The sequence below is a fragment of the Nocardia sp. PLKS1-43 genome (assembly GCF_059510335.1).
The window spans coordinates 763,485-787,279 of the sequence record NZ_JCAJZQ010000003.1 but is presented as its reverse complement, the minus strand read 5'-3'; the positions used below and the strand labels follow the sequence as shown (position 1 = coordinate 787,279).

Below are 23,795 nucleotides of genomic sequence, written 5' to 3'. Positions count from 1 at the left end.
AGTTTCTCGGAACGGATGAGGTGACAATCCGCTCCACCCTAGCGGCAGGATCCGCTCCCCGGGATGTGGGATCTCTGTGGAAAGCTCGAGACACCATGCTTCGATCACAATCCCCGAGCTTCACCCGGCGCGCAACATTGCGCCGGTCGCTGCGTTTGCTGCGCAGTTTCCGCTTCGAGCAGACCGATCCCGCGCTGTTCTACGGCGGAATCGCCACCGACACCGCCGAACTGATCGCCGACTTCTATCGCGATCTCGCCGGCTGCTCGCTGACCGGCGCGACGGTCCTCGACGTAGGCGGCGGGCCAGGCTATTTCGCCGACGAGTTCACCGCGGCGGGCGCGCGCTACCTGCCGGTCGAGCCGGATCCGGCCGAGATGCACGCCGCGGGTCTGAGTGTGCGCGGCGCGGTCCGGGGTTCGGGGATGGCGCTGCCGTTCCGCGACGACGCGGTGGACATCTGCCTGTCCTCCAATGTGGCCGAACACGTTCCGCACCCGTGGCGGATGGCCGAGGAGATGCTGCGGGTGACCAGACCGGGCGGTCTGATGATGCTGTCCTACACCGTGTGGGCGGGCCCGTTCGGCGGACACGAGACCGGGCCCTGGCACTATCTGGGCGGGGAGTACGCGGCCCGGCGCTATCGACGCCGCACCGGCCACGAACCGAAGAACCGCTTCGGCACCTCACTGTTCGCGGTGCGCGCCGCCGACGGGCTGCACTGGGCGGGGCAGGTCAGCGACCGGGCCGACGTGCTGGCCGCGTTTCCGCGCTACCACCCGCGCTGGGCCTGGTGGCTGGTGCGCGTACCAGGCATCCGGGAACTACTGGTCAGCAATCTGGTCCTGGTGATCGTCAAGCGGTGACCCGGAATTCACCCGCGCTGCCAGAACCTGCGTCCGGCCAGGCGCGCGGATTCTTCCCACGGCGGTTCCTGCATGGCCAACCCCACCGTCTCGAGCGGCGTCAGCCCCACCGAACCGGATAATTCGCGCACCGCGGCAACCGCCTCCGCGGCCTGTAACGCGGCCGTCGCCTGTTCGAGCGTCAGCGTCCGGCCGGGCAGGAAAGATACGACCCACCCGCCGGTTCCGACGGATCTTGCCTGGTGCGGCGTCTGATCACTGGTCATCAACGATCTACCGACTACTTGCACCGCCACGACTCGGACTCCCCTGCAATTGCATTTGAAAAATCGGCCAAAGCAGCTAGCTATCAGCATGCGCCGTCGGGTGGCCAAACGCAATAGTGCGTTCTATGAAAAGCGAACCGGCAGGTAGGGTTTGGAGACTCGGGATGCCTGCAGACAACCAGCGTGGTCGCTGTGACGCAGGAAGCTCACCTCGGCGTCTGCACCCGCAACATCGCCGCCGGAACCTGCCCCGGCCGCCGCGGAGCGTCGACGACCTCGACCTCCCACCCGTCCGGCAGCGCCGCCTGCAATTGCCGCGCGGCCCGGCGCATCGGCGTACTCGCCGGCGACAGCTCGAACTCGGCTGCCTGCGGAACCACCGGCGAATCGAACCCCAGCTCGGTCATGCCCACGCACCTCCATGATCGGCCTGCGCCGACGTGGGACCGAAATGATCCACCGAGGCGGCGAGGCATTCAGTTCAGCCGATTAGTTAATTTCCCGCAATCGAACCGGTCGGACATGAGATGTAGAACACATTCGAGAATAAAGCACGGACGCCCGATTCATACCCGTCCGAACCCAACCGGCTCGTGGAAAAACTCACACCGCCCGACGAGGGCTCGCGAGAGGCTCACCGCTACAAGCAAAACCGCCCGCACCGTCGGCAAGACGGTACGGGCGGTGCGTATTTCGCGGCGACTCAGCCGAGACGCTCTTTGAGCGCTTCGAATTCGTCACGCACACCGGACGGCAACTTATCGCCGACGAACTCGAACCACTCCTCGATGAGCGGAATCTCCCGGCGCCATTCGTCCAGATCGACCTTCAGCGAGGCGTCGACATCGGCCGGATCGACGTTCAGGCCGTCCAGGTCGAGATCCGCGGCGGTGGGCACATTGCCGACCGCGGTCGACTCGGCCCCGGCCTTGCCCTCGATGCGGTTGACGATCCACTCCAGCACGCGGGAGTTCTCGCCGAAACCGGGCCACAGGAAGCGGCCGTCCGCACCGCGACGGAACCAGTTGACGTAGAAGATCTTCGGCAACTTGCCGGCGTCGGCGTTCTTGCCGAGGTTGATCCAGTGGTTCATGTAATCGCCGACGTGGTAGCCCATGAACGGCAGCATCGCCATCGGGTCGCGGCGGACATTGCCGACCTTGCCCTCCGCCGCGGCGGTCTGCTCCGAGGACATCGTCGCGCCCATGAAAACGCCGTGCTGCCAATCGAAGGACTCGGTCACCAGCGGGATGGTGGTCTTGCGGCGGCCGCCGAACAGGATCGCCGAAATCGGCACACCCTGCGGATCGTCCCATTCCGGAGCCAGCGTGGGGCACTGCGACATCGGCGTGCAGTAACGCGAATTCGGGTGCGCGGCAAGGGTTTCGGTCTCGCGCAGGAACCAGTCGTTCCCCTTCCAGTCGATCAGGTGATCGGGCTCGCCCTCGAGGCCCTCCCACCAGACGTCGTGGTCGTCGGTCAGCGCGACGTTGGTGTAGACGGTGTTTCCGGCCTCCAGGGTGGCCATCGCGTTCGGGTTGGAATTGCGGTTGGTGCCGGGCGCGACACCGAAGAAACCGAACTCCGGGTTCACCGCGTACAGGCGGCCGTCCTCGCCGAAACGCATCCAGGCGATATCGTCGCCGAGGGTCTCCGCGCGCCAGCCCGGCACGGTCGGCTGCAGCATCGCCAGGTTGGTCTTACCGCAGGCGCTGGGGAACGCCGCCGCGATGTAGTAGCTCTTGTTCTCCGGCGAGATCAGCTTGAGGATCAGCATGTGCTCGGCCAGCCAGCCCTCGTCGTGGGCCATCGCCGAGGCGATACGCAGCGAGTAACACTTCTTGCCCAGCAGGGCGTTGCCGCCGTAACCCGAACCGTAGCTCCAGATCTCGCGGTCCTCGGGGAAGTGCGTGATGTACTTGGTGTCGTTGCACGGCCACGGCACGTCGGCCTGGCCGTCCGCCAGCGGCGCACCGACCGAGTGCAGGGCCTTGACGAACGGCTTGTCCGTGCCGAGCTTCTCCAGCGCGGCCTTGCCCATGCGGGTCATCACCCGCATCGAGACCACGACGTACTCCGAATCGGTGAGCTCCACGCCCAGCTTCGGATCCTCGGCGCCCAGCGGGCCCATGCAGAACGGCACCACGTACAGGGTGCGACCCTTCATCGAACCGCGGTACAGCTCGGTCATGGTGCCCCGCATCTCGGTCGGATCGACCCAGTTGTTGGTCGGTCCCGCCTCGGCCTCGGTGCGCGAGCAGATGAAGGTGCGCGACTCCACCCGCGCGACGTCGGAGGGGTCCGACAGCGCCAGGAAGGAGTTGGGCTTCTTGGCCTGGTTGAGCCGCTGGAACGTGCCCGCCTCGACGAGCTGGGTGGTCAGCCTGTCCCACTCCTCGTCGGAGCCGTCCGCCCACACGACCCGTTCGGGCTGAGTGAGTTCTGCGACCTCACGCACCCAGGCGAGCAACCCCGCGTGCTCCGTCGGTGCGGTGCCATCGGATCCGTGAAGACCAGGAATGGTCACTGAGGTCATGAAAACTCTCCTGAGATGGGCGGCCGGGGTGTTGTGAGCGAGCAGCCGGAACAGCTCACGACACCGGAACAGCCACCATTGGCGGTAGGCACCCGTTCCGTCTCGCCGACTTCAGGGCGGCATAAGAGTGGGAGCGGATGCCGTTGTTCCTTAGATAAAGAGGTTAACGCGATGTGACGGTGAGTACGGAATGGGGTTGCTCACTCGGTACCCCGACTACATGGTCATCAACCGCGGCCGCGAGGAATATCACGAAAATTCTGTTTCCGAGAAATACGCGGGCCGGAGAGTTATGGCGACGATCACAGCGAACTCGCCGCGACACGAGGATCGACCGCGTTCACCGGGCTCGTCATCGCTGCGTACGAGCCGAATCGAGGATCTGCAGATCGCGTCGGCAGGCGGCCAGTTGTGCGGGCCGGCGAGAATTCAGCTCTCGCACTCGCGACTCCAATTCCGCGATGCGGCGATCGGTTTCGACCACGCGCGCGGTCGTCGCGCGGACCGCCTGATCGGTGAGTTGCGATTCGGCTTCGACCAGTGCGGTCGACACCCGCTGTTCGAGTTGGGCCTTGACGTTCACCAGAGCGTCGGAGACCCATTGACGCATATGCGCTCGATCGGCGATATGGCCGCGGGCGCGCACCACCCAATAGGCGACGGCCGCGCCGAGTAGCAGGGTGACCGGGATGGTCGCGTAGTTCAATGCCGGGACCAGCGTCAACGGCGCGACCGCCAGACGCCCCAGGCCGAATCCACCGGACGCGCCCAGCGCGATCATCAGATGGTCTTCCACGCCCCGGTGCCGGGGTTCGGGATCGGGGCCCAGCCGCGGCGGCGGGTCGGTGCGGGCCACCGGCGGCCGGGCGGGCGCATCGGGTGTGGGCCCGGTCGCCGCCTCGAGCTGCCGGGACAGATCCTCGAGCCGGTGCGCGAGGGCGGCGTCGAGCTCGCCGGTCAGCTGGTTCACCGCCTGCTGCAGCTCGGCCGGGTAGGTCTTGGTGGCGCGGCGGCCGAGGCGGTCGAGGTCGGATCTGGCGGTGGCGTTCAGCGCGCGGATGCGGGCGCCGACCTCGTGCAGCAGATCCATCCGGGCCAGATGCACGCGGTTGCGCAGTGCGGACATCGCCTGGGCCCGGCCGCCGTCCCGCGCGGCCAGCAGCGTCGCGCGTTCCTCACGCAGGCGGGCCATCTCGGCGCCGGAGTTCAGCTCGGCGGACTGGCCGGCGATGCGCTGGCGGGTGTCGGCCAGCACCCGGTCCAGGACCGCGGCCAGACGGTCCGGTCCGCTGTCGGCGCCGGCCGCCGCGGTCAGCCGGGCATGCAGCACGGCGAGGCCGGACCGGTCCAGCAGCGCGGCGTCACCGGATTGGCGCGCGGCCGCCGACAGGCGGGCCGAGACCGGCACCACGGCCGGATCGCCGCCGAGCACCGGAGTCAGCAGGGCGGTGTTGCGGTCCAGGACCGCCCGCCAGTCCGGATGGGCGTGAATGTTGTTCATGGCGAACAGGACTCGAGTCCCGCCCGCTCGCAGCCGGGACACCGTGTTCAGGGTGCTCGCGCCGAGTGCGGCGCCCGCGTCGAGCAGCAGTAGTGCCACCGCGGGCGCGGCGCCGGCATCAGCCATCGGATCGGTCAGGTCGATCCGCGGTTCGAAGCGGGCAAGTTCGGTGCGCAGCAGCAGGGTGCCGGCGTCGGCCGGACCGATCAGCGCGACCGCCTCGGCGGCGGGCAGCACGGGACCGGCCCCGTCCGTCTCGGGGCCGGTCGCGGCCCGCAACAATGCCGCGCCCTGCGGATTCCAGCGTGCGAGCACCGCCTGCACTTCCGGGGAGAGCGAGACGGTGGCCGAACCTGCGGGCGGGTCAGAGTCCGGCACTGCAACAACCGGACGTAGCCGTGGTGCGCGCGCAGCGCGGCACGGCGAGCCGCGGCGGGCATATCGCTGGACACCACCGCGCGCCAGCGCTGCGCGCGGGCGATCGCGTCGTCGGCGGCGGCCGGATACGGCGACGGGTAGCCCGCGGCCAGATGGACGACCTCCGGACAGGCCAGTCCGGCCCGCAGACCGGTCCACAGGGCCTCGTCTCCGGCCAGATAGTCCTCGACCAGATCCCGGGCCCGCCCCGCGCCCGCACCACCCGAGCGGGCGGCCAGTCGGATCAGCTCGTCGAGGAATTCGCCGCCACGCTGTTCGGCGGACCGCTCGTAGCGGCGGTGCAGCAGGGTGTGGACCGCGTCGATACCGCTGACCGCGTGCAGTATCTGCCGGATCGTCTGCGGGCCCAGGTCCGGGTCGCCCTGCAGCGCCGCCAGCGCGGTCGACACCCCGAACAGGCCCCAGCGCGCGATCACCGCCTCGCGCTCGGCGGTATCGGGGCCGAAGTCCGCAGAGCAGAACAGTTCGGCGGTCAGCGTGAAGGACGGATCGGTGGTGGCGATATGCCTTCGCAGCGTGGTCAGATCCTGCTGCGACGGTGTGCCGGATCTGGTCCGCACGGCCAGTTCGGAGACCACCGGCAGGGTCGCCATCCCCATTTCGCCGGCGCACTGGTCCACCGCCGCGACCGCATCTGCCCAGCGGGAACCGACGGCATCGGCCTTGTTCAGCACCACGACGGTCCGGTCGCGCGGCAGCCGGGACAGCACCGCGCGGTCCCCCGGCTGCAACGCCGAGGACAGCACGTACACCAGCAGGTCGGCGTCCAGCACCGGATCCGCGCGGCCCGGTTCGTCGACCGGGGTGGTCTCCTCGGCCGAGATCAGCGCCAGCGCCCGCAACAGGGTGGACTTGCCCGCGCCCGCACGGCCCGTGACCTGGATGCGCACCGGACGCCGCCACGCGCTCGCGGCGGCGGCCACCTGTTCGGCCACCCGCGGATCCGTGCCCGGACCCGTGCGCAGATTCCCGATCAACTGGTCGAGTTCCGGTGCGGCCCCGCCCGATCCGTCGACCGGCCTGGCTGCCGCGGAGTCTGTCGGCACGGTACTACCCCCTTCCGGCGGGCAATTCTCGCAGAACTCGCCCGGATTGTCGGCACGGACCACCGTATTCACCCCGCCGAATATCGAACCTGAACCCCGGCCCGTCAACCGTCCGCCGCCAGCCGCACCCGACACGACGAGAACGCCGTGCTCGAGAGCCATGGACCGGGTGCGGTTCGGCGGACCGGGTGCGACGGAATCGAAGGCCGCCGCACCCCACCGGTCCGCGCCGCGCACAGGCCCCGACCACGGCCGGAACCCCGGCCGGCCATCCGTTCGTCCAGCGGATCTCGGCGACCTCGCACCCGTCCGAGGCGTTGAACCCCGGGGAGCCGACAGCACATGTTGTGTCATTGATCACAGGACGCAATCGGGAATCGACCTCGGATGGCGGCTGTTTTATTGAGACACAGCACAATTCGGATGTGGCGCGGTTTTCGGGTGAACATCCGGTCGCCTAGTCTGAGGCCGTCGGCGGCACCGCCGATGTGGGGCAGGGCTGTGCCCGGCACCGGTCCGCGCGGACGGGTGCGGGTGAACGGCCTGGTCACCAGGCTCAGTGAGGAGGTTGCGATGACCGTCATCGAGGACGTCATCGGACAGGGCGACGCGGCTTCCCGCGTCCGGAACACGATCGACACGCGTCCGTTGCTGCCGTCACAGGATCCGTTCCTGGTCCCGCCGACCGACCTCGCCCGCCACGCCCCCGGCGCGATCCTGCGCAGCCGTGCGGTGCGGATCGGACTGTTCGGCCTGGTCCCCCAGCGGGTGTCGGCCTGGCAGCTGCTCTATCGCAGCACCGATATGCACGGCGGGCCGGAGGTCGCGATCACCACCGTGCTCCTGCCCGACGGCGCGGACCCGGACGCCGAACGCCCGCTGCTGGCCTTCGAATCGGCGATCGACGCGACCGCCGAGCAGTGCGCGCCGTCCTACGCGCTGCGCCTGGGCGCGTGCGCGCCCGGTTCGATCACCCAGCTGGAGTGGGTGCTCGTCGCGGGCGCGCTGCGCCGCGGCTGGGCGGTGAGCATCGCCGACCACGGGGGTTCGAACGGTAATTTCGGCGCCCCGCGCGAACCCGGCTACCGCTCGCTGGACGGTATTCGCGCGGCACTGCGCTTCGCCCCGCTGGGCCTGCACGCGCGCACCCCGGTCGCGGTGTGGGGCTATTCCGGCGGCGGTATGGCCGGCTCCTGGCTGGTCGAGATGGCCCCGGCGTACGCACCCGAACTCGATATCGTCGGCGCGGTACTCGGCGCACCGGTCGGCGACCCCGGACAGGTGTTCCTCGGCCTCAACGGCGGACGCTTCGCCGGATTCCCGCCGATCATGATCGGCGCGCTGCGCCGCCTCTACCCGGCCCTGGACGAACTCCTGGAGGCCGAACTGAACGCCGAGGGCCGGCTCCTGCTGGAACTGGCCGGCCGTTCCGCGCCGATTCTGGCGCTGTCCCGCCTCACCGGACGCGATGTCGGCGACTACCTCACCCGGCCGCTGGCCGAGGTGCTGGCCGAACCGGACATGTGCGCGATGTTGGACGAGCTGCGGCTGGGCGGTCAGATCCCGAACTGCCCGATCCTGATGATCCAGCCGGTGAACGACCAGGTCATCAACGTCTGCGCCATCGATGAGCAAGTCGCGCGCTACCGCCGCGGCGGCGCGAACGTCACCTATCTGCGCGACCGGCTCAGCGAACATTTCTCCCTGTTGCCCCTGGCCACACCGCTGAGCCTGGACTGGCTCGCCGACCGGATCGCCGGACGCCCGCTGCCCGAGCCGAGCACCCGCACGGTCTGGTCGGTGGTGACCGATTCGTCGAGCTGGCGAGGTCTGCTCGAAATGACAATCACCGCAACGCGAGTCGCGCTCGGACGACCGCTGCGCGGCGAGTCGGGCCCGCGGCCCGGCCCGGCCCGCACGCTGGCGGCCTGATCGGACGTCCGGGAAGGGTTGCGCGGTCGCTTGCTGTGCTGATCATCCGATACTGGACAATGGACGCCGTGAACGACGCCGCGAACCACACTGCAGAGCCGGTCCCAGGGCCGCGGTCCACGGCTTCGACGACGGTCGACCGCGCGGTCGGCGCGCCGGATCCGGCCGCCTCGGGGACCACCGGACCGAGCCACCCGACCGGCTCGCGCCTGCACCCCCGCGTCACCAGCTTTCGCTCCCGCCGTGGCGCACTCACCGCTACGCAGCAGCAATCCTGGGCCCGGACGTGGCCGCGAATCGGCCGCGATGTTTCGGATGAACCGCTCGACGCGGCGGCCTGGTTCGGCCGGCAAGCCCCGCTGATCGTCGAGATCGGCTGCGGGACCGGCACAGCGACCGCCGCGATGGCCCAGGCCGAACCGCAGTTCGATCTGATCGGCATCGAGGTCTACAAGCCGGGCCTGGCGCAACTGGTGCAGCGCATCGAGCGCGAGGGCATCGAGAACATCCGGCTGCTGCGCGGCGACGCGGTGGACGTCCTCGAACACATGATTGCCAAGGATTCACTGACCGGGGTACGGGTGTTCTTCCCCGACCCGTGGCCCAAGGCTCGGCACCACAAGCGCCGCCTGCTGCAGCCCAGCACGATGACGCTCATCGCCAGCCGCCTGCGCCCCGGCGGAATCCTGCACGTGGCGACCGACCATGCCGGCTACGCAGAGCACATCGCCGCGGTCGGCGCGGCGGAACCGCAGTTCATCGGCCTCAACGAGGCCGCGGGCGGCGATCGCGACAGTTTCGCCGAATCCGCTCCGATCGGCTTCGACCGGCCCGTGACGAAATTCGAAAGTAAGGCGCATCGGGCCGGAAGCGACATCACCGAGCTGATTTGGGGGAAGATCGACTCATGAGCGTGCGACGCGAGCGAACAGTTAGCTCAGCCATTCCCGCCATCGATGGCGCACTGTCATGACGGTCAGCGAGATCGACCATGACGTGATGGACGTCACAGGGATGCCGCACGACGCTCCGTCCGGGCGCGCGTCCTCCCCGTCCACGGCGAGTTCCGGGGCCGGATCGGCTCCGCAGGGCAGCGGCACCGACGTGCGGCGGGTGCTGCTGGTCTGGGACGCGCCGAATCTCGACATGGGCCTGGGCGCGATCCTGGGCGGGCGTCCCACCGCGGCGTACCGGCCGCGTTTCGACGCGCTCGGCCGCTGGCTGCTGGCCCGCACCGCCGAACTCTCGGTCGGCGGCAGCGGCCGGGTGGAGGCCGAGGCCACGGTGTTCACCAATATCGCGCCCGGCACCGCCGATGTGGTGCGGCCCTGGGTGGAGGCGTTGCGCAACGTCGGGTACGCCGTCTTCGCCAAACCCAAGATCGACGAGGATTCCGACGTCGACAGCGATATGTTGGCGCACATCGAATTACGCCGCCGCGGCGCGGGGCTGGCCGGGATCATGGTCGCCTCCGCCGACGGCCAGGCGTTCCGCGAACCCCTCGAGGAGATCGCCGCAGGCGGCGTCCCGGTGCAGGTGCTCGGATTCCGCGAGCATGCGAGCTGGGCCGTGACGTCCGATATCCTCGAATTCATCGACCTCGAGGACATCCCGGGAGTGTTCCGCGAACCACTTCCGCGGGTCAGCCTCGAATCGCTGCCCGACGAGGGAGCCTGGCTGCAGCCCTTCCGGCCGCTGTCCGCACTGCTCACCTCCCGCCCCGCGCAAGGAGTCGCTTAAAGTGTTCACCCGCTGGGGCGATTTGGTCTACCGATTCCGTTTTGCCGTACTGGGCGTGATGGTGGCCGCACTGCTCGGTCTGGGCGCGTTCGGCCTCGGTTTGGACAAACATCTCAGCTCCAGCGGATGGGACGATCCCGGTTCCGAGTCGACACAGGCGGCGCAGCTGCTGGATTCGACGTACGGCCGTGACCACACCGGTGACGTCATCGTGCTGTACACCGCGCCGGACGGGAAGACCGTCGACGATGCGGCGTTCAGCAAGCCGATCATCGAGAGTCTGACCAATCTGCCCAAGCAGCATCCGGACGAGATCGACAAGGTCTACATCTCACCCTGGAACGTGCCGGGTGCGGCGCAGTTCTCGCCCGCGGTCACCGTGAGCAAGGACCGCAAGGTCGCCTTCGCCGCGATCGAACTCAAGGGCGACGACGACACCTCCACGATGAACAACTACCGGGAGGTCAAGGGGGCCTTCGACATTCCCGGGGTGAAGGTGCAGGTCGCCGGTCTGCAACCGGTTTCGGGCACGCTGAACGACACCATCGCCTCGGATCAGCGGCGCATGGAGGTCCTGGCCATCCCGGGCGTCGCTGTGCTGCTGTTCTTCATCTTCGGCGGCATCGTGGCGGCCGCGCTGCCGCTGATCGTGGGTGGTCTGACGGTCATCAGCGCCAACGGCATCGTCATGGGCATCACGAAGTTCACCGAGGTGAACTCGTTCGTGGGCGCGGTGGTGTCGATGATCGGGCTGGGCCTGGCGATCGACTACGGATTGTTCATCGTGAGCCGGTTCCGCGAGGAACTGGCCGACGGGTACGACACCCGCGCGGCCGTGCGACGCTCGGTCATGACCGCCGGACGCACCGTCGCGTTCTCCGCGACGATGATCATCGCGGCCAGTGCGAGCATGCTGCTGTTCCCCCAGGGCTTCCTGAAATCCGTCGCCTACGGCACGATCGCCACGGTCGCCCTCGCCGCGGTCGCCTCGCTGACGATCCTGCCCGCCATCCTGAGCATCCTCGGCAAGCGCGTGGACATGTTGGGGCTCAAGTGGTTCCGCAAGACCAAGACGACCGAGGAGATCGAGAACGGCTTCTGGGGCCGCAGCACGCAGTGGGTGATGAAGCATCCGCTGAAGGTCGCGGTCCCGCTGTGCATCGTGCTGCTGCTGCTGATCATCCCGGTGAAGAATCTGCAGTTCGGCGGGATCAGCGAAACCTATCTGCCGCCGGACAATCCGACCCGCCTCGCACAGCAGCAGTTCGACGAGCTGTTCCCGACCCGGCGAACCGATCCGATCAACCTGGTGATCGTCACCCAGGACCCGACGAAGATCTATTCGATTCTGCAGCAGGCGGATCAGGCTCCCGGGCTGACCGGACAGTTCGCGATTCCGGGCCAGCCGCCCACCGGATCGGACGTCTGGAAGACCTCCACCACGCTGAGCGATTCGGACAACGCCAACGCCACCATCGACTATCTGCGTTCGATGAGCGTGCCCGACGGTGTGGACGTCTACATCGGCGGAACACCGGCCATGCAGAAGGACAGCGTCGACGCGCTGCTGAACCGGATGCCGCTGATGGTGGTGCTGGTCGTCTTCGTCACCACGCTGCTGATGTTCCTGACCTTCGGTTCGCTGGTGCTGCCGATCAAGGCCGCGTTGATGAGCGCGCTCGGCCTCGGATCGACATTGGGCATCCTGACCTGGATCTTCATCGACGGTCACGGGGCCGGGCTGATGAATTTCACACCGCAACCGATCATGTCGCCGGTGCTGGTGCTGATCATCGCGATCATCTACGGCCTGTCCACCGACTACGAGGTGTTCCTGCTCTCCCGCATGGTCGAGGCGCGCGCGGTGGGCGCGAGTACCACCGAGGCGGTCAAGTCCGGCACCGCGCAGACCGGCCGGATCATCACCGCAGCGGCGTTGATCCTGCTGGTGGTCACCGGCGCGTTCGCCTTCTCCGATCTGGTGATGATGCAGTACATCGCGTACGGCATGGTCGCGGCGCTGCTCATCGACGCCACCGTGATCCGCATGCTGCTGGTGCCCGCGACCATGAAGCTGCTCGGCGACGACTGCTGGTGGGCCCCGGCCTGGATGAAGCGGATCCAGGCGAAGGTCGGTCTGGGCGAGCCGATGCTGGGCGATGAACGTCCCGGCGGCGGCGAGGTGGTCGACCTGGTCAAAACCACGCCCGTCACCGATCCGGTGACCATGCAGATCCCGATGATGCCGGATGGGACGCCGGCCAAGTCGAGCCGTAAACCCAAGCGCGCCAGGCTCATTCGGCATGCCGATCCCGAAGCGCCGACCGAGCGGCTGGACACCCCGGACACTCCCGAGGCGAAGGCGGACGCGAATACGGACACCACGGAGTCCAAGGCCGCGCGCAAATCGCGGGCCAAGTCGCGCATCCTGCCGCCGCCGGGCGTGCTGCAGCGGCCCGATCAGCCCGAATCCCGCGCCGACACCCCGGCTCCGGCTCCCCCGCCGCCCGGATCGACGCCGCCGCAGTCCTCGCTGAATCTGCCGGGCGTCACGCCGGTGACCGCCCGCGAGACGACCGCGCGCCCGCCCGAGGTCTCACCCCCGCGCGATCTGCCGCGTCCGCCGGTGCCGCCGGGTTCGGGGATGTCGGATCCGGCCGAATCCGGTGCGACGCCGGACACGCCGGCCGGCCCGACCCCGCGCATCCTGCCGCCGCGACCCAAGCAGTCCGCCGTGCCGCCGCATCCGGCCGCCCGCGCCCAGCGTTATCAGCCGCACGACGAGACCGAACCGACCGAGGCCGAACCCGCGGTCCCCCCGGCCGATTCCGCCGCCGACGCGCAGACCACGCCGACCCCGGCGACCTACGCCTCGCCGGCCGATTCCCGGCAGGAGGCCAACCGCAGCAGTATCGAACAGTGGATGGCCGATCTGCGCTCGTCTCGGAACCGCCCCGCCCAGCCCGACGATTCCGAGGAGGGCAGGCACCACGGCGGCGGCAGTAACCGGACCGTCAGCGTGAACGAACTACTCCGCCGTCAGAACCGCGAGTGAGTACCGCGCTCGGCCGGTGACCGTGCCGCGCGGATCGGAATTCCCGTGTCGCATATATGCCATCCGACGCGAATGCGCCGACGTTCCGGCGCTGGCGCACTTTCGGTGGTTGTACCCGCCTCTGGCCTTCCGTGGCGGCGATCAATTCTGCCTGCTGCGCGAAACACCGACTACAGCAAGGTCATTCACTTCTCATGCGATGCAGCGGACCCGGCGGCACTTGCATGACCACCGAATGTGCACCAGAGCCGACGTTCGGATACGCCCGGCGACCGATCAGAATCCGGACATCATCCGCCGCCACTGCACCGCGAGCGGCTGTTTGGCGGTGACCGAACCGAACCGCAGCCGGCCGTGCACGACCACGTGCAGCGGCCCGATCGGCGGGCCGGTGCGCACCTTGTTGTTCACGCTGGACCCGATCAACTCCAGCCCGTCCACGTCCACGGTGGCCGCGCCGGGCAGGATCAAGGTCAGCGAACTGCAGAAATCGTCCATGCGCAGCTCGACCACCTGTGTGGACATCACCGCCTGGGTGAAATCCAGACTGACGCTGGAGCAGTAGTTGTTCAGGTACATCGTCGGGGGCACATGCCACGCGCCCTTGCGGTTCACCGAGGAGATCCGCGAGCGGATGGTCGCCGACGCGGCGGGCGGGGGTCCCGGCGGCGCGTACGACGGCGTCGCCCGCACGGCCGGATCGGGCTGACCCACCAGCCGCACCCCCGGCAGGTCGATCAGCACAGCGTTGAGTTCGCCGCGGGTCTTGGCGGCCAGCGCGGTGTCCATCCGTTCGGTGAACTCGCCGAGCGAGAGCATCCCCAGCCCGACCGCCCGTTGCAGCAGCATCCCGACATGTTCGCGTTCCGCGTCCGAGACCCGCAGATCCCGATCCCCCGCCGCACCCCCGGTCTCGGGAACCGGCCCGGCGGAAACCGTTTCACCAGCCATGACATCGAGGCTACCGACGTCACGGCCCTGGCACATCAGGGCGATCCCTGATGTTCCGCCCGATCCGAACCCCCGGTCGGCGTGTGGTCGACGACACCGGAAACCGGCATTCCCGTCCGGTGCGCACACGTGCCCGCTGCGGTCGCGGCGGTTAGGCTCGGCCGGGTGACTGACGTTGATCCGGGCCGGGACGGGGCCGATGCGCAGGACTCGACGGCGCGCGAGGGCGGGACCGGCCGACGGATCGCAGCCGACTCGGTACATCCGTTCGTCCGGGTGAGCGCCGAATGGTGCTGGCGAATGCTGGTCATCGTGCTGGCGGTCGTGGTCATCGGCTACCTGTCCCGGCGGCTGGCCACCGTGGTGATCCCGGTCGCGATCGCGCTGCTGGTAGCGGCGCTGCTGGTGCCGCTGGTGGATCTGTTGCAGCGCCTCGGCGTGCCGCGCTCGATCGGGGTGTTCGTCTCGCTGGTCGGCTCGCTCGGCGTGATCGCCGGGGTGTTCACCTTCGTGATCGAGCAGTTCGTCACCGGTGTTCCGCAGCTGGCCAACGAATTCAAGACCAGCGTCCAGTCCATTCAGGACTGGCTGATCAACGGCCCGCTGCACCTGAGCAACGACCAGATCCGCAATGCCGGCGACACCATCGTGAAAACGCTTGAGCGCAACCAGGATTCGCTCACCAACGGCGCGCTGACCACCGCGGCCGCGATCGGCGAATTCCTCACCGGCACCTTCCTGACGCTGTTCATCCTGATCTTCTTCCTCTACGGCGGCAATCAGATCTGGGAGTTCGTCACCCGCGTGGTGCCGACCCCGCAGCGCGAACGGGTGCGCACCGCCGGCCGGCTCGGTTTCGGGACGCTGGTCGGATTCGTGCGCGCGACCGTCGCGGTGGCCGCGGTGGACGCGATCGGCATCGGCACCGGCCTGGCCATTCTCGGGGTGCCGCTGGCGCTGCCGCTGGGCACGCTGGTGTTCATCGGGGCGTTCATCCCGATCATCGGGTCGCTGCTGGCCGGTTTCATCGCGGTGTTCCTGGCCCTGATGACCAAGGGCCTGGTCACGGCGCTGATCGTGCTGGGTATCACGGTCGCGGTGATGCAGCTGGAAAGCCATGTGCTGCAACCGTTGCTGCTCGGGCGCGCGGTGCGGATCCATCCCCTCGCGGTGGTGCTCGCGATCACCACCGGCGTGGTGCTGTACGGCCTGGTCGGCGGGCTGCTGGCGGTGCCGTTCGCGGCGGTGATGAACACCGCGATCCACTCGCTGCTGTCCGGCAGTTCCGAGGAGTTGTATCAGGAGCTCAACAGCGGCGCGCCGCGACAACCGATGTTCCACGCCCAACCCGACGAGCCGGATCCGGATCGGTACCGACTGCCCGATCCCGATGCGGGCGAAGCCGAGCCCTCCGAGTCCGCCTCGAGCACGCTCACCCCGAAGACCGGATCCACCGAAACCGGCAAGAGCGAGTCCGGTGAGACCGCGGGGACCGAGGATGCGCGTTGACGGACGCTGCTGATGGCCGTCCGCATGAAACGTGAACCGCGGACGTCCACGGGCACAGCCGACGGTTCCGGCTGATGCCCCTGGGCGTGAAATGCGCACCCCGAACAGCCGCTGATACCGGGGCGACCGCGCCGCTGTGGCGTGCCGCGCAGGCATTTCGGCTGGTCACCGCGCTCTATGCGATCGGTCAGGAGGTCGCGTCGGCGCCGCACTACATCCATCCCGGACTCAGCTGGCTCCTGATCGGGCTGCTCGTGCTGTGGTCGATCGTCTCGGCGCTGTTGTTGTCGCAGTGGCGGATCAGCGCGCCGGCGCGGGTCCGCACGGCCGTGGTGATCGGCGATCACCTGGTGGTGATCGCGCTGATGGCCGCAACCCGGCTGGTCGCCGATTACGCCTGGTTCCACGGACATCAGACCGTGCCGACGACGTTGTGGGCGGCCAATGCGGTGATCGCCGCGGCGATCGCGTCGGGACCGGTGGGCGGGGTCCTTTCGGGTGTGCTGATCTCGGCGGTGAGCATCGTGGTTCGCGCGCAATGGGAGTTGGATCTGTGGTCCGACGCGACCGCGCCGATGCTGGTCTCGGTCGGCCTGGCGCTGGGCCTGGCGGCCGACACCGCCCGCCGCGCGCACCGGCAGTTGCAGCGCGCGGCCCTGCTCACCGCGGCCGCCCGCGAGCGCGAACGGCTCGCCCGCGAGGTGCACGACGGCGTGTTGCAGGTGCTCAGCTACATCAAACGTCGTGGCAGCGATATCGGCGGTGCCACAGCGGAATTGGCACAGCGGGCCGCCGAACAGGAAGTGGCGCTGCGGGTGTTGCTCTCCGAGCAGAGCGCGCCCGCGCCCGACCTGCCCGATTCCGCCGGCGCCGAACAGGATCTGCGTCCGCTGCTGACCGCGCACGCCTCGCCCACGGTCTCGGTCTCGGCCCCGGGGGATCCGGTGCCGGTCGCCCGCGAGACCGCCCGCGAACTCGCCGCCGCGGTGGCCGCCGCGCTGTCCAACACCGCCCTGCACGCCGGTCCGAACGCGAAAGCCTATGTCCTGCTGGAGGATACCGGCGACGAGGTGATCGTCTCGGTTCGCGACGACGGTCCCGGCATCCCGGACGGACGCCTGGTCGAGGCCGCCGCCCAGGGCAGAATGGGAGTGTCGCGGTCCATCCTCGGCCGCATCACCGCCCTCGGCGGCACCGCCGACCTGCGCACCGACGACGGCACCGAATGGGAGTTCCATATCCCCAGGCACCGAGAGGCGAGGAGATGAGCCGGTACTCCGATCGGCACGGGGCCGCCGCCGCCCCGGAAGACTCCACACCATCGAATGCGCCCGCGCCACCGGCGAACCCGGCGGCTCCGGGCGTACCGGCACGTCTCGCGCCACCGCGCGGTCCGGCGGGCGAACCGGCCGGTTCACCGGAAAGTACCGCGCACCAACCAATTTCAGTGATGGTCGTGGACGATCACCCGATGTGGCGGGACGGGGTGTCGCGGGATCTGACCGAGGCCGGATTCCAGGTGTGCGCCACGGCCGACGGGGTGGCCGCGGCCGCGCGACGCGCCGCGGCGGTGCACCCCGACGTGGTGCTGATGGATATGCAACTGCCCGACGGGAGCGGCGCGCAGGCCACCGGTGAAGTTCTGCGGGTGTCGCCGGACAGCCGGGTGCTGGTGCTGTCGGCCTCGGCCGAGCGCGCCGACGTCCTGGACGCGATCAAGGCCGGGGCCACGGGATATCTGGTCAAGAGCGCGTCGGCGGCCGAGCTGATCGCCGCCGTGCGCGCCACCGCCGCTGGTCAGGCCGTTTTCACGCCGGGTCTGGCCGGTTTGGTGCTCGGTGAGTACCGTCGCATCGCCGGCGCGCCCGCCGACCGCGACGCGCCGCACCGGCCCGCCCTCACCGACCGGGAGACCGAGGTTCTCCGGTTGGTCGCCAAGGGGTTGTCCGCCAAACAGATCGGCACCCGGCTGAGCCTGAGCCACCGCACGGTGGAGAACCATGTGCAGGCCACGCTGCGCAAACTGCAACTCGCGAACCGGGTGGAACTGACCCGCTACGCGATCGAACAGGGCCTCGAATAACGCCCCGGCACAGCGGGACACCGTTCCGGACAGAGTCACGGACCCGCGAACGCGGCTACGACGCGCGGTAGATTGGTGATCGTGTCACCGTCCGCGCGAGCCGCCTGCGCCGCACCTCCCACATCTCGGTAGCAGGCATGGACTCGACACATCTGGAAGCGGTCAAGCAGACCATGCGGACGCGCTGGCCGCTGTACCTGGCCTCGATGCTCGCCGCCAACGCCTTCGGCGCGATCCTGGTCTACGCCTTCATCCAGTACGGCCTGCCCGCCCCGGAGGGCTCCCCGACCGGCGTGCGCCGCACGGGTCTGCTGGTGCCGGGCCTGGTCTTCGTGATCGGCGGCGTGCTGAGCCTGACCGCCTCGGCGCTGATGCTGCGGCCGGTGATGCGCTGGCAGGTGCGCGGCGGACCGCCGAGCCGCCAGGAACAGATGGCCGCCCTGCACGCCCCGCTGCGGCAGGCGATCGTGCACCTGCTGCTGTGGCTGGTGGGCGGCGCGGTGCTGGCCGCGACGATCATCGTGGACACGCCGCAACTCGCGGGCGCGGTCATCGTCACCGAATGTATGGCCGCCACCATCGTGTTCGGTTTCACCTACATGCTGGGTGAGCGGATTCTGCGTCCGGTCGCGGCGCACGCGCTGTCGATGGGCACCTTCGATCACACCCTGACCCCCGGCGTCGGCACCCGGATGGCGATGACCTGGGGGATGGGCACCTTCGCACCGGTCATCGCGATCGTGCTGCTGTGCACCACGCAGATCACCTCCCAGGTGCACTTCTCCTCGCGCTCGCTGGCGGTGTCGATCCTGCTGCTGTGCGGCGTGGTGATCATGCAGGCGCTGGCGCTGTCGATGCTGACCGGCGCGAGCATCTCCGATCCGGTGCGTCAGCTCTCCCGGGCCATCGACCGGGTACAGGAGGGCGCCCGCGACGTGCAGGTGGAGGTGTTCGACGGTTCCGAGATCGGCCTGTTGCAGGTCGGGTTCAACCGGATGATGGAGGAGGCCGCGCAGCGCCGCGAACTTCAGGAACTGTTCGGCCAGCACGTCGGCGAGGAGGTCGCCCGCCGCGCGCTCGAGTACGGCACCGAACTCGGCGGTGAGACCCGGTTCGTGGCGGTGCTGTTCGTCGATATGGTCGGCTCCACCGCGACCGCCGCGGAACGCCCGCCGACCGAGGTGGTCAGCCTGCTCAACGAATTCTTCCGCGTCGTGGTGGACGTCATCGACCGGCACAACGGCCTGATCAACAAGTTCGTCGGCGATGCCGCGCTGGCCATCTTCGGCGCGCCGCTGGACCGGCCCGACGCGCCCACCGCGGCCCTGGCCGCCGCACGCGATCTGCGCGAGGCGTTGCGCGAGGTGCCCGGCCTGGACATCGGCATCGGCGTCTCGGCCGGTCTGGCCGTCGCCGGGAACATCGGCGCGGCCAACCGCTTCGAGTACACCGTGATCGGCGATCCGGTGAACGAGGCGTCCCGGCTCACCGAACTGGCCAAGGAACGTCCCGAACGCGTGCTGACCTCGGGCAGCGCACTGTACTTCGCGGATCCTTCCGAACAGGCGCACTGGGAATCCGGCGAAGAGGTGCAGTTGCGCGGCCGCCGCCGCAAGACCCGGCTGGCCTGGCCCGTCTCCGGTGCGGACGGTGACCCTACTGCCGGTTCGCCGCACTCATTAGGCTGACCCTTGTGACGGCCCATCGCGAATCAGCCGGTGAACCCGTGCCGGTCCCGGCACGGGCCCGGCGAGGCCGATTCTGGTGGGTGAAATGGCTGCTCGGCATCGCGCTTTCCGCCCTGCTGATCACCGAGGGCATCTACATCTATCCGCGCCTGCACGAGTCCTGGGAGAACCTGACCGAACTGCACTGGGGCTGGGCCGCGGTCTGCGTGCTGATGCAGGCGATCTCGATGAGCGGATTCGCCCGCATCCAGAAGCAGCTGATGAACGCGGGCGGAGTGCAGGTGAGCCAGCGCCGCTCGCTGTCGGTGGTCTACGGCGCGACCGCGATGTCGGTGACGTTGCCCGCGGGCCCGATGTTCTCCACGGCTTTCACCTACCGCCAGACCAGGCGCTGGGGGGCGAGCCCGATCGTGGCCTCCTGGCAACTGGTGTTCTCGGGCGTCATCGGCGCGGCGGGCATGGTGCTGCTCGGGCTCGGCGGCGCGGCGCTGGTCGGTGACCGGGTCGGGCCGTGGAAGGTGGTGCTGTCCCTCGGCGCGCTGGTCCTGATCGTGGTCGCGGGCAACTACGCCTCCGGCAACCCGGGCTCGCTGCGGACGGTGCTGCGCCGAATCCTGCACCTGTTCAACCGGATTCGGCATCATCCGCCCGATGCGGGGATGGATCGGATCGAGGAGATCCTGCATCAGCTCGAGTCGGTCGAACTGGGCCGGCGCGACGGCGCGCTGGTCACCGTCTGGGCGCTGATGCACCGGCTCGGTGACGTCGCCTGCCTGGGCGCGGCCTGCTACGCGGTGGGTGCGCAGCCGCGGGTCGCCGCGCTGATGATCGTGTTCAGCATGGGCAAAGCGGTGGGCAGCATCCCGTTCGCGCCCGGCGGGATCGTCTACGTCGACGCCATGCTGATCTACGGGCTGACCGCCATCGCGGGTCTGCCCACCGCCCAGGCGGTCGCGGCGGCGGGGGTGTATCGGCTGGTCAGCTTCATCCTGGTGGCGATCATCGGCTGGATCGTGTTCGCCTTCCTGTTCCGCGGGCGCCAGGCCGGGGATGCGGAGTACGAGAAGGAGTTCGAGGAACGTTCCCTGCTCGCAGATCAACGATCGCGCGCGGAGAACCGGCCGGCCGCGGTCGCCGACGACGAGGAGCAACCGCCGCCCGGGTGAGCGGCACCCGCCGATTACGCTGAGCCGCGTGAAGAAATTGGCGCCGTTCGTGGTGGATGTGGTGTTGGTGATCGTGTTCTGCGTGATCGGCCGGCGCAGCCACCACGAGGGCATGATCAGCGCCGGGCTGTTCCGCACGCTGTGGCCGTTCGGGGTCGGACTGCTGCTGGGCTGGGCACTGGCCCCGCTGCTCGGCGCCCGCGGCCGGTTCGACGACGTACTGGCACGATTCGACGCCCGGCTGCTGTGGCCGGCGGGCGTGACGGTGTGGCTGTCGGCGTTGATCATCGGCATGGTGCTGCGGGTGATCAGCGGTCAGGGGATCGCGTTCAGTTTCGTGCTGGTGGCCGCGTCGGTGCTGGCGTTGTTCCTGCTCGGCTGGCGAGCGGTGTGGAAGGCGCTGAGCTGACCCGTCACTTGTCGGGGGTGGCGAACGACTTCAGCAGGAGCGCCGCCATTCGCGCGGTCGCGTTTCCGCTGTCGATATCGTCGATGTGGATGGCGAACGCCAGATCGCCCATATCGCCGATCAGCCAGCCGCTGGTTCCCGCGGTCGCGGCGAACGCGTTGACGCCCTGAAAAGTGCGCAGACTCGCCAGATCCGGACCGCCGGCCGTCGAATCACGCAGCATGGCACGCAATTTGTCGAGTACCGGTCCGGGCAGCGGCGAGAGCTGAGCGTCGGTCGTGGCGGGACGGCCGATTTCGATCATCGGCGGCGCCACCGAGCCGCGCACGATGCTGGCCGCCGCGATCGCCATGCCGAACGTGCTGGCCAGGATGGGGTCCGAACCGCCGTCCTTGACCTGCTCGAATCCGCGACCGGCGATGGGCAGCCGGCCGCTGGTCTCGTCCAGGCCCGGCACCTTGAACCCGATGCCGACGCCCAGGTCCGCCGCGGCCTGCGCGGCGTCCTGCACCGAAACGTCCTGCGGGGACTTGTTCTTCATGATTCCCGCGGCGGCCTTGAACAGGTCCATATTGCTGCCGGCCGGGTAGGCGCTGGTGAACGCGGGTGATCCCTGGGCGCTGGCCTGATTGTTCTGCGCGGCGGCGACGACCGCCCCGGTGGAGGGCTGGATCGCCACGATCGAGGCCGCGGTGCCGACGCTGACCACCGCGTCCTCGGCGGCGCGCTGCAGTTTCTGATCCATGGTGGCCGCGATGTCCGGGCCCGGCGGGCCCTGGTGTCCGGCGAGCTGGGTGATCATCGCCCCATCGGGCCCGAACAGCTGGACGCCCCAACCGCGGTGCGCGTCCTTGTTCGCCTGCCAGACCTTGGTGTACGCATCGGTCAGCGGTGACCACACGCGGCGATCGGCGACCACGAGTTTGGGCTGCTTGTCCATGACCACGCCGGGAATCGAGGCCATCCGCGGTTCCAGGATCGCGAAATCGTCGTCGCGCAACGAGACCGCGACGACCGGTTTACCCTGCGCGGCCTGCAACTGCTGCATCAGGTCCGCACCGGTGATCAGCGGAGCCACGGGTGCGATGGCGTCGGCGAGGGCGTTGGTGGTGGCGACCGGATCGGTCGTCTTGGCCGGATCGATCTTGACGGTGTTGATGTTCTGCTCGGACATCAACGGCGCGCCGACGTTGTCGTTCACCTTCGGCGAGGGGGTGGCGTCGGTGCGCACCAGCTTGACCGTGCGGGTGTTGTCCAGCTGCGGAACGACCACGGTCGGATCCCAGGAGATTCGCCAGCCGACCGCCAATTTGCGGATGCTGCCCTGCAGGTCGAAATTCCAGTCCTTACCGGGGCCGAAGTTCCAGTCCGCCCGGAGGTTGAACATGGCCGACGTGTCGTCCAGCCCGATGTACTGCACGACCTTGTAATCGGGCTTGCCGGACTCGAGCCCGTTGAAGAGTTGCTTCAACGTTGCCTGCGCACCACTGGGGTACGAGGTGAGATCCGCTGCGTCCGCGGCGTTCTTGTCGTCCAGAAGGCCGGCGAAACGATTCACTATGGATTGCGGATCGGTCGGATTGCCCTGGAGGCCGCATGCCCCCATCGTGATCGCCAGGACAGCCGCCCCCACGAGTGCCGCTGCGCCCCGAACGCGAATGCGGCGGGATCCCCACACATCCATATCGCCCACTCTTCACTCTTGTCACTCCAGCAACGAGAACAACCGTACCCGACAGATTCGTTCGCGATGGCCGCCTTGACACCGTCCGCATTCTCCATGCTCAGCGACCACAATAATGCCCGTTCATGGACATCCGTCGCACTGGCTCCGGATTCCCTCCGTGTTCACACTCTGGTCTGCTCAAAGACCGTTCTCCGACAGCAGAATTCGGCGACCGCTTATCGGCGTAATCTTGTAATCACTGTTACAGAGAAGACAATGCAGAAGTGAGGTCGCAAGCTCATGAGACATGGACAACGCGGGCAGGGATTCGGCCGTCCCGGCGGCTGGCAGCAGGCCGATCTACCCGACGCCGCCGATGCGCCGGACTGGTTCGCTGGTCGATTGCCAACTGAATGGTTCAGCGGCGCACCGATCATCGAGATCGACCGCGACGAGATCGTCGTGATCGGCACGCTCCGGCCCGGCGCACCCGAGGGCTCCGCCGACACACCCGAGGCCGACGCCGATCAGCCCACCGCCAAGATTCCGCGCGCCACCCAGGAAGGCCAGGTCGCCCGCTTCCGCGAGTCGACCCGCCCGGCCCGCATGCGGATCGCGCAGGAAGCGCAGGCCCGGTTCGGCCGCACGGTCTCCTGGGGTGTGCTGCTCGGCGACGAACGAGTCCTGTTCACCCACCAGGCGGTTCCGGTGATGACGCGGCTGCGTCAGCCCGAACGCAAGGTGCTGGACACGCTGGTCGATGCCGGGGTCGCCCGTTCCCGTTCGGACGCGCTGGCCTGGACGGTGAAACTGGCCGGTAAGCACGCCGAGGAATGGCTGGACGAATTGCGTGCGGCGATGAGCAAGGTGGACACCCTGCGTGCGGAAGGCCCCAAGGGCCTGTAGCACGCCGGGTGCCACGCCCCGGCCGATAACGCCGGGC

At 68.7% G+C, this 23,795-nt stretch carries 19 protein-coding genes; 12 read left to right on the top strand and 7 right to left on the bottom strand.

Features of this window, described 5'->3' with window-relative positions; genetic code table 11:
• The first annotated feature begins 95 nt into the window (after positions 1-95).
• Complete coding sequence (locus AC5WS7_RS15325) at positions 96-866, top strand: class I SAM-dependent methyltransferase (protein ID WP_495955119.1); 771 nt, start codon at positions 96-98, stop codon at positions 864-866.
• Positions 867-874: 8 nt separating this feature from the next.
• Here AC5WS7_RS15325 and AC5WS7_RS15320 read toward each other — a convergent pair whose 3' ends face one another.
• The 5 genes from AC5WS7_RS15320 to AC5WS7_RS15300 all read right to left on the bottom strand — a co-directional run bounded on the left by AC5WS7_RS15320 (position 875) and on the right by AC5WS7_RS15300 (position 6,653).
• Positions 875-1,132 carry a hypothetical protein gene (locus AC5WS7_RS15320; protein ID WP_495955118.1) on the bottom strand — a complete coding sequence of 86 codons (258 nt, stop codon included), beginning with the start codon at positions 1,130-1,132 and terminating at the stop codon, positions 875-877.
• 206 nt (positions 1,133-1,338) lie between these two features.
• Positions 1,339-1,539 carry a hypothetical protein gene (locus tag AC5WS7_RS15315; RefSeq protein WP_495955117.1) on the bottom strand — a complete coding sequence of 67 codons (201 nt, stop codon included), beginning with the start codon at positions 1,537-1,539 and terminating at the stop codon, positions 1,339-1,341.
• 296 nt (positions 1,540-1,835) lie between these two features.
• Positions 1,836-3,668, bottom strand: coding sequence for a phosphoenolpyruvate carboxykinase (GTP) (locus tag AC5WS7_RS15310; protein WP_495955116.1), 1,833 nt, complete (start codon positions 3,666-3,668; stop codon positions 1,836-1,838).
• Positions 3,669-4,020: 352 nt separating this feature from the next.
• On the bottom strand, positions 4,021-5,406 hold the full coding sequence (locus AC5WS7_RS15305; protein ID WP_495955204.1) for a hypothetical protein: 1,386 nt from the start codon (positions 5,404-5,406) through the stop codon (positions 4,021-4,023).
• Complete coding sequence (locus AC5WS7_RS15300; RefSeq protein WP_495955115.1) at positions 5,376-6,653, bottom strand: P-loop NTPase family protein; 1,278 nt, start codon at positions 6,651-6,653, stop codon at positions 5,376-5,378. Before AC5WS7_RS15300 ends, AC5WS7_RS15305 begins: the two co-directional genes overlap by 31 nt.
• Positions 6,654-7,226: 573 nt before the next feature.
• Between AC5WS7_RS15300 and AC5WS7_RS15295 the strand changes: the two genes are divergently transcribed.
• From AC5WS7_RS15295 to AC5WS7_RS15280, 4 genes are read left to right on the top strand one after another with little or no spacing between them, the layout of a single operon-like run.
• A complete protein-coding gene (locus AC5WS7_RS15295; protein WP_495955114.1) occupies positions 7,227-8,585 on the top strand; it encodes a lipase family protein in 1,359 nt (452 codons plus the stop codon).
• A gap of 59 nt (positions 8,586-8,644) precedes the next feature.
• Positions 8,645-9,496: a tRNA (guanosine(46)-N7)-methyltransferase TrmB gene (gene trmB / locus AC5WS7_RS15290; RefSeq protein ID WP_495955113.1), complete on the top strand. Its 852-nt coding sequence runs from the start codon at positions 8,645-8,647 to the stop codon at positions 9,494-9,496.
• A 58-nt stretch (positions 9,497-9,554) separates the two neighbouring features.
• A complete protein-coding gene (locus tag AC5WS7_RS15285; RefSeq protein WP_495955112.1) occupies positions 9,555-10,325 on the top strand; it encodes an NYN domain-containing protein in 771 nt (256 codons plus the stop codon).
• Position 10,326: 1 nt separating this feature from the next.
• Complete coding sequence (locus AC5WS7_RS15280) at positions 10,327-13,380, top strand: MMPL family transporter (protein WP_495955111.1); 3,054 nt, start codon at positions 10,327-10,329, stop codon at positions 13,378-13,380.
• Positions 13,381-13,656: 276 nt separating this feature from the next.
• On the opposite strand, the gene AC5WS7_RS15275 is transcribed toward AC5WS7_RS15280, so the two are convergent.
• Entirely contained in the window at positions 13,657-14,331 is a 675-nt protein-coding gene (locus AC5WS7_RS15275) for a DUF1707 SHOCT-like domain-containing protein (RefSeq protein ID WP_495955110.1), read from the bottom strand.
• 300 nt (positions 14,332-14,631) lie between these two features.
• Between AC5WS7_RS15275 and AC5WS7_RS15270 the strand changes: the two genes are divergently transcribed.
• The 6 genes from AC5WS7_RS15270 (at position 14,632) to AC5WS7_RS15245 (ending at position 21,186) form a co-directional block, all read left to right on the top strand.
• Positions 14,632-15,840 (top strand): AI-2E family transporter, encoded by a 1,209-nt coding sequence (locus AC5WS7_RS15270; RefSeq protein ID WP_495955203.1) that lies wholly within the window; start codon positions 14,632-14,634, stop codon positions 15,838-15,840.
• Between the two features lie 74 nt (positions 15,841-15,914).
• Positions 15,915-17,108 carry a MacS family sensor histidine kinase gene (macS, locus tag AC5WS7_RS15265; protein ID WP_495955109.1) on the top strand — a complete coding sequence of 398 codons (1,194 nt, stop codon included), beginning with the start codon at positions 15,915-15,917 and terminating at the stop codon, positions 17,106-17,108.
• Between the two features lie 182 nt (positions 17,109-17,290).
• The gene (locus AC5WS7_RS15260) at positions 17,291-17,923 is read left to right on the top strand and encodes a response regulator (protein ID WP_495955108.1); all 633 of its coding nucleotides are present in this window, start codon (positions 17,291-17,293) and stop codon (positions 17,921-17,923) included.
• Between the two features lie 137 nt (positions 17,924-18,060).
• Positions 18,061-19,611, top strand: coding sequence for an adenylate/guanylate cyclase domain-containing protein (locus AC5WS7_RS15255; protein WP_495955107.1), 1,551 nt, complete (start codon positions 18,061-18,063; stop codon positions 19,609-19,611).
• A 5-nt stretch (positions 19,612-19,616) separates the two neighbouring features.
• Positions 19,617-20,777 carry a lysylphosphatidylglycerol synthase transmembrane domain-containing protein gene (locus tag AC5WS7_RS15250; RefSeq protein ID WP_495955106.1) on the top strand — a complete coding sequence of 387 codons (1,161 nt, stop codon included), beginning with the start codon at positions 19,617-19,619 and terminating at the stop codon, positions 20,775-20,777.
• A 28-nt stretch (positions 20,778-20,805) separates the two neighbouring features.
• On the top strand, positions 20,806-21,186 hold the full coding sequence (locus AC5WS7_RS15245; protein WP_495955105.1) for a DUF3054 domain-containing protein: 381 nt from the start codon (positions 20,806-20,808) through the stop codon (positions 21,184-21,186).
• Positions 21,187-21,190: 4 nt separating this feature from the next.
• Here AC5WS7_RS15245 and AC5WS7_RS15240 read toward each other — a convergent pair whose 3' ends face one another.
• Entirely contained in the window at positions 21,191-22,870 is a 1,680-nt protein-coding gene (locus AC5WS7_RS15240; protein ID WP_495955104.1) for an NTF2-like N-terminal transpeptidase domain-containing protein, read from the bottom strand.
• 282 nt (positions 22,871-23,152) lie between these two features.
• Here AC5WS7_RS15240 and abmR point away from each other — a divergent pair, with 282 nt between their 5' ends.
• Positions 23,153-23,758: an ATP-binding transcription factor AbmR gene (gene abmR, locus AC5WS7_RS15235; RefSeq protein WP_495955103.1), complete on the top strand. Its 606-nt coding sequence runs from the start codon at positions 23,153-23,155 to the stop codon at positions 23,756-23,758.
• Positions 23,759-23,795: the final 37 nt, after the last annotated feature.